The 11,170-nt window shown below is 64.2% G+C and carries 10 protein-coding genes; 1 reads left to right on the top strand and 9 read right to left on the bottom strand.

The genetic code is table 11. From position 1 onward, the window contains the following. Positions 1-61: 61 nt before the first annotated feature. Positions 62-1,243, top strand: coding sequence for a BaiN/RdsA family NAD(P)/FAD-dependent oxidoreductase (locus tag ACR0IR_RS02370; RefSeq protein WP_170364563.1), 1,182 nt, complete (start codon positions 62-64; stop codon positions 1,241-1,243). On the opposite strand, the gene ACR0IR_RS02365 is transcribed toward ACR0IR_RS02370, so the two are convergent. The 9 genes from ACR0IR_RS02365 to mraZ form a co-directional block, all read right to left on the bottom strand. After that, positions 1,240-1,614, bottom strand: a complete 375-nt coding sequence (locus ACR0IR_RS02365) for a glycine zipper family protein (RefSeq protein WP_093964839.1) — start codon at positions 1,612-1,614, stop codon at positions 1,240-1,242. The two genes, ACR0IR_RS02370 and ACR0IR_RS02365, sit on opposite strands and share 4 nt — an antisense overlap. A 110-nt stretch (positions 1,615-1,724) precedes the next feature. Beyond that, entirely contained in the window at positions 1,725-3,119 is a 1,395-nt protein-coding gene (gene murD, locus ACR0IR_RS02360) for a UDP-N-acetylmuramoyl-L-alanine--D-glutamate ligase (RefSeq protein WP_170364564.1), read from the bottom strand. A 150-nt stretch (positions 3,120-3,269) separates the two neighbouring features. Next, on the bottom strand, positions 3,270-4,352 hold the full coding sequence (gene mraY / locus ACR0IR_RS02355; RefSeq protein WP_093964837.1) for a phospho-N-acetylmuramoyl-pentapeptide-transferase: 1,083 nt from the start codon (positions 4,350-4,352) through the stop codon (positions 3,270-3,272). Between the two features lie 34 nt (positions 4,353-4,386). Continuing rightward, positions 4,387-5,781: a UDP-N-acetylmuramoyl-tripeptide--D-alanyl-D-alanine ligase gene (locus tag ACR0IR_RS02350; RefSeq protein WP_170364565.1), complete on the bottom strand. Its 1,395-nt coding sequence runs from the start codon at positions 5,779-5,781 to the stop codon at positions 4,387-4,389. Further along, a complete protein-coding gene (locus ACR0IR_RS02345; protein WP_170364566.1) occupies positions 5,778-7,259 on the bottom strand; it encodes a UDP-N-acetylmuramoyl-L-alanyl-D-glutamate--2,6-diaminopimelate ligase in 1,482 nt (493 codons plus the stop codon). The genes ACR0IR_RS02350 and ACR0IR_RS02345 overlap by 4 nt, the downstream gene beginning before the upstream one ends. Before the next feature lie 21 nt (positions 7,260-7,280). Continuing rightward, on the bottom strand, positions 7,281-9,068 hold the full coding sequence (locus ACR0IR_RS02340) for a peptidoglycan D,D-transpeptidase FtsI family protein (RefSeq protein WP_170364567.1): 1,788 nt from the start codon (positions 9,066-9,068) through the stop codon (positions 7,281-7,283). Next, positions 9,065-9,433, bottom strand: a complete 369-nt coding sequence (gene ftsL / locus ACR0IR_RS02335; protein WP_093964833.1) for a cell division protein FtsL — start codon at positions 9,431-9,433, stop codon at positions 9,065-9,067. The genes ACR0IR_RS02340 and ftsL overlap by 4 nt, the downstream gene beginning before the upstream one ends. Further along, positions 9,430-10,425: a 16S rRNA (cytosine(1402)-N(4))-methyltransferase RsmH gene (rsmH, locus tag ACR0IR_RS02330; protein ID WP_170365195.1), complete on the bottom strand. Its 996-nt coding sequence runs from the start codon at positions 10,423-10,425 to the stop codon at positions 9,430-9,432. The genes ftsL and rsmH overlap by 4 nt, the downstream gene beginning before the upstream one ends. 4 nt (positions 10,426-10,429) lie before the next feature. Continuing rightward, the gene (gene mraZ / locus ACR0IR_RS02325) at positions 10,430-10,933 is read right to left on the bottom strand and encodes a division/cell wall cluster transcriptional repressor MraZ (RefSeq protein ID WP_093965061.1); all 504 of its coding nucleotides are present in this window, start codon (positions 10,931-10,933) and stop codon (positions 10,430-10,432) included. Positions 10,934-11,170: the final 237 nt, after the last annotated feature.

The raw sequence follows: 11,170 nt of genomic DNA, 5'->3' as shown, positions 1-11,170 counted from the left end.
ATGCCCCTCAGGCCAGCCTCTTCCTCTTGTCATTGGCGTCAATCCGCGCCAAGGGCGAGGGATGCGATTTGACACGATCATACTGGGCGCCGGAGCCGCCGGCATGATGTGCGCCGCCCATTGCGGCGGGCGTGTGCTGGTGATTGATCACGCCAAGGCGCCGGGGGAAAAGATCCGCATCTCGGGCGGAGGGCGCTGCAACTTCACCAACCTCTACGCCGGACCACAGAACTTCCTGTCGCAGAACCCGCATTTCTGCAAATCGGCCCTGGCGCGGTACACGCAATGGGATTTCATCGACCTTGTGGGCCGTCACGGCATCGCATGGCATGAAAAGACGCTGGGGCAGCTGTTCTGCGACGGCTCATCGAAGCAGATCATCGCCATGCTGCTGGCCGAGATGGACCGCGCGGGCGCAGAGCTGTGGTTGCACACGTCGCTGCGCCATCTGCGCAAGACCGAAGCCGGCTTTGAACTGGTGGTCGAGCGCGAGGGTGCGCGATATGACCTGAGCTGTGCCAACGTGGTTTTGGCCACCGGCGGAAAATCCATCCCCAAGATGGGTGCGACCGGGCTGGCCTATGACATCGCCGCGCAGTTCGGATTGCACGTCACCGAGACCCGTGCCGCACTGGTGCCGTTCACCTTCCCCGATGGGCGGTTCAAAGACTTGTCCGGTGTTTCCGTCCCCGCGCGACTGTCGAACGATCGCGCGAGTTTCGACGAGGCGCTGCTGTTCACCCATCGCGGCCTGAGCGGTCCGGCTGTGCTGCAACTGTCCTCATACTGGCGCGAGGGCGAGGCGATCCGGGTCAACCTGATCCCCGAGCTGCCCCTTTTCGACCTTCTGCGCGAACGGCGGCAAAGCGCGGGCCGCAAGGCCCTGACAACCGAACTCGCGCACCACCTGCCCGCCCGCCTGGTCGAGTATCTGAGCGCCCAGATCCCGATGCGTAGCAACCTGGCCGATCAGTCGGATGCGGCGCTGCAGGCACTGACCGATGCGCTGAGCGACTGGGCACTGACCCCCTCGGGCACCGAAGGGTACCGCACCGCCGAGGTCACCTTGGGCGGCATCGATACGGACAGCCTGTCTTCCAAAACGATGGAGGCCAGGGATGTCCCCGGCCTTTATGCGATTGGTGAAGCGGTGGATGTCACCGGATGGCTGGGCGGATACAATTTCCAGTGGGCGTGGTCCTCGGGCCACGCCGCCGGAATTGCGATCGCCGGTCGCCTTTAGCCTACGACGTTGTACCCGCGGCCGCGCATGCAGTTGCGGACGATGACTTCCTGCTTCTGGGTGTTTTGCAGAGCGCTGGCGCCTGCCCCCACCAGTGCGCCAGCTACGGCCGCACGGCCCAGATCGCTTGCGCTGTCGTCGATGATGGCTTTGGTGCCCGCAGCACCCGCCGCGCCAATGGCCGCCGCCCCAGCGGTATTACTGTCGATCGTGCCCTGCTGCCGCGCTACGGCCTGACACTGCGCCAGGTCTGCGTTGTAGTTCGGGCTGACGGGTCCATCCACAATGGGTTGGTAGTTCGCGCCTGTGTTCGTGCAGGCCCCTGCCACCAGGATGGCCGGCAGGATCATTGAAAGCTTGCGGTTCAGCATGGTCTTAACCTCGTGTTGAATTCCTAGGGTAACAAAATCATTAATTCTGGTGCGTCAAGCTGATAGCACTTCAATTTGGCCCAACCGGCGGTTCATTGCAAATGTACAGTTCAAAGCCGCTTTTGAACCTGCGCCACGAAATCGTCGCCGCGCTGTTCGAAATTGTCGTACTGGTCGAAACTGGCCGCCGCGGGCGCCAGCAGCACGGTTTCACCCGGCGCGGCGTCGCGCACGGCCTGTTCGACTGCCTCGGCCATTGTGGTGCAAACGCGGGCCTCAACCGACAACTGCATGGCGAAGCCGGCCGCCTCGCGCCCGATCACATAGGCGCACAGAACCTCGTCGGTCGCGTCGTTCAGCGCGGCGACACCCCCCTCTTTCTCAAGCCCTCCGCAGATCCAGCGGATTTTTTTGAACGCGCCCAGCGCCTTGGCCGCGCTGTCGACATTGGTGGCCTTGGAGTCATTCACGAATGTCACACCGTTTGCCTCAGCGATGATCTGGCTGCGGTGCGGCAAGCCTGGATAGCTGTGCAGCGCGTCCTCGATCAACTTGGGCGCCAGGCCCAGCGCGCGGCAGGCGGCATAGGCCGAGCACGCGTTTTGGTGGTTGTGGGTTCCGGGCAGGCCCTTGATGCCGCGCAGGTCGATCGAAGCGGCCTGGCGCCCCTTGCGGTATTCCGAGAGGAACCCCTTGCGGGCAAAGACCTGCCAGCCCGGGCCGGCCAATTTGCGCGCCACCGAGACGCGGATCACCCGGTCGTCGCCCGGCCCTTCGGCCAGTTGACCGGCCAGAAACGCGCCTTCGATCTCGTCCACGCCGATCACGGCACGGTCGGGACCGCCTTCAGAGAACAGGCGGCGCTTGGCGGCAAAATAGCCGCCCATGCCCCCGTGCCTGTCCAAATGGTCGGGTGAAAGATTGGTGAACACAGCCACGTCGGGCGTCAGCGCACGCGCCAGCTCGGTCTGATAGCTGGAAAGCTCCAGCACCACCACCGATCCGTCGCCGCCGGGGTCAATGTCCAGCACGCCGCGCCCGATATTGCCCGCCAACTGCGCCTCGCGCCCCGACTGGGTCAGGATGTGGTGGATCAACGCCGCCGTGGTTGATTTCCCGTTCGAGCCGGTGACGGCGACCACACGCGGCGGCACGTCGAACTTGTCCCATTCGGCACCGCCCAACGAGCGAAAGAACAGACCAATGTCATTGTCGACCGGAACGCCGGCCTGCAACGCCGCGGCAACAACCGGGTTGGGTTCGGGATAAAGATGGGGAATGCCGGGCGACACGATCAAACTGGCGATCGCGTCAAAGGCGCCTCCCCGCCGCAGGTCCTGACACATGAACCCCTCAGCCTCGGCCTTTTCGCGCGCGGCGGGGTTGTCATCCCAGCACACCGGCTCGGCTCCGCCCGCCCGCAATGCGCGCGCCGTGGCCAGGCCCGACCGCCCCAGCCCCAGAACCGCAACCTTATGTCCTGAAAACCCTTTGACCGGGATCATGCCGCGCACCTTCTTCCATCTGCCAATGCGCCGCCACCCTGTACCGAAGAATTGACCCTTGGCAAGGGCGGCGTCAGGCTCGCGTCCTCGGCGCGAGCCGGGCCCAACGGGTACAGGCGGGCCGCAGGCCCACCGCGCCCGGCGGGAGCCTTACCGTACTTTCAGTGTCGCAAGGCCAATCATCGCCAGGATCAGCGAGATGATCCAGAACCGGATCACGATGGTTGGCTCGGCCCAGCCCTTCTTCTCATAGTGGTGATGGATCGGCGCCATCAGGAAGACCCGCCTCCCTGTGCGTTTGAAATACAGCACCTGGATGATCACGCTCAGCGCCTCAACCACGAACAGGCCGCCGACGATGGCCAGAACCAGCTCGTGCTTGGTGGCAACGGCGATGGCGCCCAGTGCGCCGCCGAGGGCCAGCGAGCCGGTATCCCCCATGAACACCGCCGCGGGCGGAGCGTTGTACCACAGGAACCCAAGACCGCCGCCAAACAATGCGGCAGTGAAGATAAGTATCTCACCCGTGCCGGGCACATAGTGCACGTCCAGATATTCGGTAAAGTCGACGCGACCCACCGCATAGGCGATCACGCCCAAGGTCGAGGCCGCGATCATCGCGGGCATGATGGCCAGCCCGTCCAGCCCGTCGGTCAGGTTAACGGCATTCGCCGCCCCCACGATCACCACGATCGAGAACGGAATGTAGAAGATACCCAGATTGATCAGCGTGTCCTTGAAGATCGGCACGGCCAGCTGGTTCTGCAGCATCTCCGGGTGGTGCAGCGTCGCCCACAGCGCGGCCAACGCGGCGATTATGATGCCCAAAGCCAGGCGCATTTTTCCTGAAACGCCCTTAGTATTTTGCTTCGACACCTTGGCATAGTCGTCGGCGAATCCGATGGCCGCATAGGCCAGAGTGACAAACAGAACCATCCACACATAAGGATTGTCCCACCGCGCCCAAATCAGCGTGGACGTCACCAGAGCACCGACAATCAGCAGCCCGCCCATAGTGGGCGTGCCGGCCTTGGTAAAGTGCCCCTCGGGGCCATCATCCCGAATTGGCTGACCCTTGCCTTGTTTCCGGCGCAGCACGTTGATCAACGGCTTGCCGAACAGGAAGCCAAAGATCAGGGCCGTCAGAAAGGCGCCGCCTGCGCGGAACGTGATGTAGCGGAAGAGGTTGAAGAAATCCCCTCCGTCCGACAGGCTGGTCAACCAATAGAGCATTACAAAACCTTTCTCACACCGCGGTCATGGGTGGTCATGCATCAAGCGCGCCCACTTGCCCCATTTTCCGCAAACCGTCAACAATCCGTGCCAGCGCCATACTGAGCGAGCCTTTGGCCAACACGGCATCGCCCGCCCGAACCAGCTGCGGAAGCTCTTGAACCATTTCGGCGCTGGTCTCGAACCACAGCCCGCGCTTGCCGTCGGGTAACGCCTCGTGCAGCGCCCGCATCAACGGACCGATGCAATGCACCTTGTCGATCTGGGTCATCGCCGGCACATCTGCCATCGCTGCGTGCATCGTGCGTTCGTTTGGCCCCAGCTCTTTCATGTCGCCCAGAAAGGCGATGCGCCGTGCGCCATGCGCCGCCGCCAACACATCCAGCGCCGCCGCCATCGAGGTCGGATTGGCGTTGTAACTGTCATCCAGCAGTTCGATCTGCCCGCCATCCGGCAATGTCAGCATCTCGCGCACGCCCCGCCCCGTGACCGGCGCCCATTTGGCCAGGCCGGTGATGGCCGCGTCCAGATCGATGCCCAGCGCGACGCAGGCGGCAAGCGCGCCCAGGCCGTTCATGGCAAAATGCGTGCCCGCCGATTGCACATCAAAGGCGATGGCCTGGCCCATGGCCTCGGCGGTCACGTGGATGTCTGTAGGCGACTGGGTCACGCCGGTCAGCCGATAATCCGATGCGGTGCGGCCGAAATCCACGATCACCGCGCCATGCCGGGCGGCGCAGGAGCGCAGGATGTCGGTATGATCAAGGTCAGCGTTCACGATGGCGGTGCCGCCGGCCTCCAACCCATCAAAGATGGCGGCCTTTTCGTGGGCAATGCCAGCAACCGACTCGAAGGCCTCAAGGTGAACGGCGGCGACGGTAGTGACCAGCGCCACATGCGGGCGAGCCTGCCGCGCCAAGGGTGCAATTTCGCCGGGATGGTTCATGCCGATCTCGATCACCGCATATTCGGTGTCGCGCGGCATCCGGGCCAGAGTCAGCGGCACGCCCCAATGGTTGTTGTAGCTGGCAACGCTGGCATGGGTGCGGCCCTGATCCGACAGGATGGTCGCCAGCATCTCCTTGGTCGAGGTCTTGCCGACACTGCCCGTCACCCCAACTACGAGAGCCTTGCACCGGTCACGGGCGGCGCGGCCCAACGCCTCGAGCGCGGTTTGTACGTCATCGACGATCAACAATGGCGCATCGGCAGCCACGCCATCCGGGATGTGCGTCACCAGCGCGGCAGCAGCCCCTTTGTCCAGCGCTTGCGCCACGAAATCATGCCCGTCGCGCGCCGCCTTCAACGCCACGAACAGGTCGCCCGGTTGCAGCGTGCGCGTGTCGATCGACACGCCGCCCGCCTGCCAGTCGGTCGTGGCGCGCCCGCCGGTCGCGGCGGCGGCCTCGGATGCGGTCCAGAGCTTCATGCGACCCTCCCGTCCAGTGCAGCCACGGCGATGCTGGCCTGTTCCACATCATCGAAGGGCAGAACCTGGTCACCCACGATCTGCCCGGTCTCGTGCCCCTTGCCCGCGATCAGCAGCGCATCGCCCGGCTGCAATGCATCGATGCCGCGCAGGATGGCCTCGGCCCGGTCGGCAACCTCGGTCGCGTCGGGGGCTCCGGCCATCACCGCAGCGCGGATGGCGGCGGGGTCTTCCGAGCGCGGGTTGTCGTCAGTGACAAAGACGATATCGGCGTTCTCGGCCGCGGCCCGGCCCATCAGCGGGCGCTTGGTCGCATCCCGGTCGCCGCCCGCGCCGACGATGGCGATCAACCGGCCCATCACGTGTGGGCGCAGCGCCTGCAGCGCAGTGGCCACGGCGTCGGGCGTGTGCGCGTAATCGACGAACACCGCCGCCCCGTTGCTGCGCGTCGCGGCCAACTGCATCCGCCCCCGCACCGTGGTCAGATGCGGCAGGGTGTCGAAGACATGTTCAGCCTCGTCTCCGCTGGCGATGACCAATCCGCAGGCCAGCAGAACGTTTTCCGCCTGGAACCCGCCGATCAGGTTCAGCCGGGTCTGGAAGGTCTTGCCGCGCCAGGCAAAGCGCAGATCTTGCCCGGTAGCGTCAAACCGTTGGTTCAACAGGCAAAGATCGACATCCCCGCTGCCTACGGTCAGAACTGTCTGACCGCGCGCCTCCGCGATATCACGGATCGCGGCGCCTTTCGGATCATCCATGTTGATCACGGCCGTTCCCTCCTGCGGCAGAACCCGGTCGAACAGACCGGCCTTGGCGGCGAAATAGGCCTCGAACGTCGCGTGATAGTCCAGGTGATCCTGGGTGAAATTCGAAAACCCCGCCGCCGTCAGGTGCACGCCGTCCAGCCGGCGCTGTTCCAGCCCGTGCGACGAGGCCTCCATCGCTGCGTGGGTCACGCCGGCCTCGGCGGCCTCGGCCAGACTGCGATGCAGGGTGATGGGTTCGGGTGTCGTGTGGGCCAGCGGTGCCGTCCACGCGCCCTCGACCCCTGTGGTGCCGAGATTGACGGCCATGTGGCCCAGCTCGGTCCAGATCTGGCGCACGAATGTTGAAATCGAGGTCTTGCCGTTGGTACCGGTGACCGCCACCATGGTGCGCGGCTGCGCCCCGAACCACAATGCAGCGGTATAGGCCAGCGTCTGGCGCGGGTCCTGCACCACCACCAGGGCGGCGTCCGAGGCGGCCAGTTCATCAGCGGCGATCCGCGCGCCCTCTGCATCGGTCAGGATGGCTGCAGCCCCCATACGCAGGGCATATTGGATGAATTCGCCCCCATGCACGCGCGTCCCCGGCAGCGCCGCGAACAGAAACCCGTCCTTGACCTGACGGCTGTCCACGGCCAGCCCGGTAATCTCCGGGTCGGCACCTCCGCGCGCGGTCAGGGCCAGCTGGCTGAGTTTCTTTGACCTTGCGCCCATGACCCACCTCTGTCGGACTGCCTAATTCGAGGTCAGCGTTATAGCAGCGCGATCCTCAGGCTCAAGCCGCGGACGCAAGCCCAACAGCGGCGCGATGCGGCCGATCAACTCGGCCGCCACGGGCACTGCCGTCCAGCCTGCCGTGCGGCGCTTTTCGCCGTAGGCCAGGATCGACGGTTCGTCCAGCGCAACGATCAGAACATATTTCGGATCGTAGGCCGGAAAGACCGAAGCGAAGGTGGCGATCACCTTGTCATCATAGTAGCCGCCGCGCGGCTTGGGCTTGTCGGCGGTGCCGGTTTTACCGGCCACGGCATAGCCCGGAACGTCACCAAAGCTGGCGGTTCCGTCCGTCACCACTTTGCGAAGCATCATCAGCGATTGTTTGGCCGCGTTTTCTGACATCACTCGCGGCCCGTATTGCGGCCCGTTGCGGCGCAAGATCGTGGGGCTGACATAATGCCCGCCATTGGCGATGGCCGCATAGCCCGCCGCCAGATGCATCGGGCTGGTCGACAGGCCGTGGCCGTAGGAAATGGTGACGGTGCTCAATTCGCCCCACTTCTTGGGCTTGAGCGGCACCCCGCCCTTGGCCTCGACGATCTCGAACGGGGTGGGGTCGAACATGCCCAGCGCGTCCAGGAACTGTTGCTGGCGCTCGACGCCGATCTGCAGCGCCAACCGCCCCGTGCCGCGGTTCGAGCTGTGCACAATCACATCGGCCACGCTGATCTTGCCGTAATTCTTGCCGTTGAATTCGCCGATCGGGAAACGCCCGATCTTCATCGGGCCCGAGGTGTCGATGATCGTGTCTGCATTCACCAGCCCCAGATCGACCGCTTGCGCGGCAGTGAAGATCTTGAAGACCGAGCCAAGTTCATACACGCCCTGCACATAGCGGTTGAACAGCGGGCTATCCGAGGGGTCGAACCCCGAGGTCGGCGGGCGCGGACGGTCGTTCGGGTCGAACGAGGGCAACGAGGCGGCAGCAATCACTTCGCCGGTATGGGCGTTCATCAACACCGCCGAGGCGCCCTTGGCGTTCATGATCTTCATGCCGCCGTCCAGCACCTGTTCCACCGCCGCCTGAACGGTCAGGTCAAGCGACAGCTGCAGCGGCTTGGTTCCGTTGGCCGGGTCGCGCAGATAGTCATCGAACTGTTTTTCCACCCCGGCCACACCGATCACCTCGGCAGCCGAGACGCCTTCGCGCCCAAAGCCTGAACCGCCAAGGATATGCGCGGCCAGCCGGCCGTTGGGATAGAGCCGCATTTCGCGCGGGCCGAACAGGATGCCCGGATCGCCGATGTCATGCACCGCCTGCTTTTGTTCCGGTGAAATACGTTTTTTGATCCAGAGGAATTTACGCTTGCCGGTGAAGTCCTTGACCAACCGCTCTTTGTCCAGATCCGGGAAGATCGCCACCAGCTTTTCCGCGGCCGCGATCGGGTCGATCATCAGCGGGGGCTGGGCATAAACGGAGTAGGTATCAAGGTTGGTCGCAAGGATTCGGCCTTCGCGGTCCACGATATTCGCCCGCTGCATGGCAATCGACGCGCCCGGGGCGCTCGCCAGCGGCTCTTGCGCCTCCGAAGTAGCCAAGGCGCCCATCCGGAACCCGACAACGGCAAATGCCGCAAAGAAAAACGCACTGAGCACCAGCAACCGCCCCTCGGCGCGAGCGCGGGCGCGGTCCTTCATCTCTTCGTGGCGGCGGCGGATGTTCTCGCGCTCGATCACCTTGGGGTTTTCCCCGCGGGCGCGGGCCTCGAGGATGCGGGCAAGCGGGCGGAGCGGTGTGCGGGTCATGGGATCTGCACCTCGCCCAGGGCCTGGGTGTCGGTGATCGCCTGCAGTTCGATCGGGTCCGCGATGGGCAGGTCGGGATCCTCGGCATAGGCGATCTGGTCCGCGCGCCCGAATTGCTCGGCGCGCAGCGGCAGCAGGCCCAGACGCTCGAAATTCAGGTCGGCCAGCTCACGCAGGCGGTCGGGGCGGTTCAGATAGGCCCATTCGGCCTGTAACACCGCCAGCCGGGCCTGTGCCGCGCCGATCTGGTGCTGCAGGGACTGGGTTTCCTTCAATACTTGCTGGGTGCGGTAGTTTTCCTGATAGGCCCACAGGGCCAACCCGAAAACACCCAAGGCAGTCAATACAAACAGAATACTCTTCATCTTGCCTTTCCCCCGATCATGGGCATGCCGATGGCGCGGGCATCAATTTCCCCCGCCGGAGCATCGGTACGAACAGCAACCCGCAACTTGGCCGAGCGCGCGCGCGGGTTGTCCTGCAACTCTTGCGCGTCGGGGCCGATGGCCTTGCGGGTCTTCAACGTGAATTGCGGCTGATCCTGCTGGATTTCGGGCGCATAGCGGTTGGCACGGCCTGTCTTGCCCGCGCGCGCTTGGAAAAAGCGTTTGACCATCCGGTCCTCGACCGAGTGGAAGGTGACCACGGCCAGCTGCCCGCCCGGCTTCAACGCGCGCTCGGCGGCCATTAGGCCCTGGAACAGCTCCTCGTATTCGGCATTCACCGCAATGCGCAACGCCTGGAACGACCGAGTGGCCGGATGGGATTGTCCGGGCTTGGCGCGCGGCAGGCAGGATTCGACGATCTCGGCCAGACGCAGGGTGGTGGTGATGGGCGACTCGGTGCGGGCCTTGACGATGGCGCGCGCGATGCGGCGGCTGGCCCGCTCCTCACCGTAGTGGAACAGGATGTCGGCCAATTGCTCCTCGGTCGCGGTGTTGACCAGATCAGCTGCGCTTTCGCCCTCCTGGCTCATGCGCATGTCCAGCGGGCCGTCTTTCATGAAGGAAAAGCCACGCTCGGCCTGGTCCAGCTGCATAGACGAGACACCAAGGTCCAGCACCACGCCGTCGAGATCGCTGGCGTATTCATCCATGCGCGAGAAAACACCCGGCTGCATCACCAGCCGGTCGCCATATTCGGCTGCCCAATCCGCCGCCATTTCAAAGGCCAATGGATCGCGATCGACGCCGATTACTTTGTCGGCGCCAGCCTCAAGCAAACCCCGGGTATAGCCGCCCGCACCAAAGGTACCATCCAGCCAGGTGCCGGAAACCGGCTGGACCGCGTCCAGCAAAGGGCGCAGCAGAACGGGAATATGGGGTTTGTCAGATGAAGTGTGATCCGCGCCGGCCATGCCGTCACGCACCTTCGATGCCGTCAAGGAACTGCATCGGATCGAAATCCTCGGGCAGTTCGTCCAACCAGTCTTCGGTGGCGGCCAGTTCCTCGGCCTCGTATGTCTCGGGCTTCCAGATCTGGAACGTGTCGCCCGCGGCGATAAAAAACGCCTCGCCTTCCAACCCGATCTTGTTGCGCAGCTTGGCCGGCAACACCAGGCGACCTGTTTCATCGACATTGGTCGGGAAAGACTGCCCGTGGAACAGGCGCTGCAACATCTTGCGCTGCATCGAGCCGCGCGGCAGCGCGTCGATCTTGGCGTCGACCTCGTCGATCGCCTCCATAGTATAGCATTCAAGGTATTTGCGGCGGTGGTCACCGTAAACGATCACCAGTTCAGGATTGTCACCGGGCTGCCAATTGGGGTCCGAGGCCTCGAGCACACGGCGAAACGAGGCCGGGATCGACACCCTGCCCTTCGCGTCCACCTTGTGGTGGCTTTCACCTCTAAACCTGCGCGCCAAGACGACTGTCCCTTTCGCTTGCGCCCCACCTACGTCTTCCCCCGGATGAAAAACGGCGGGTTGATCTGCTGCCACTGATCAACCCGCCGCATTGACCCGCTGTGCGGGATGTCCAGCTGCGCGCGCCACCTGGGGGGATGTCTGCTCGCCCGCGCGCCGGATCTCTTGAGTGATGAAAGCGAGATGCCTGTATGAAACCTGTTTATTTTTGGTTCGGGGTCGTTTGGCGCCCCATGT

This window comes from Ruegeria sp. CF2, assembly GCF_056537385.1.
Note: the sequence above shows the minus strand (reverse complement) of the source record. Positions and strands in the feature narration are given on the sequence as shown.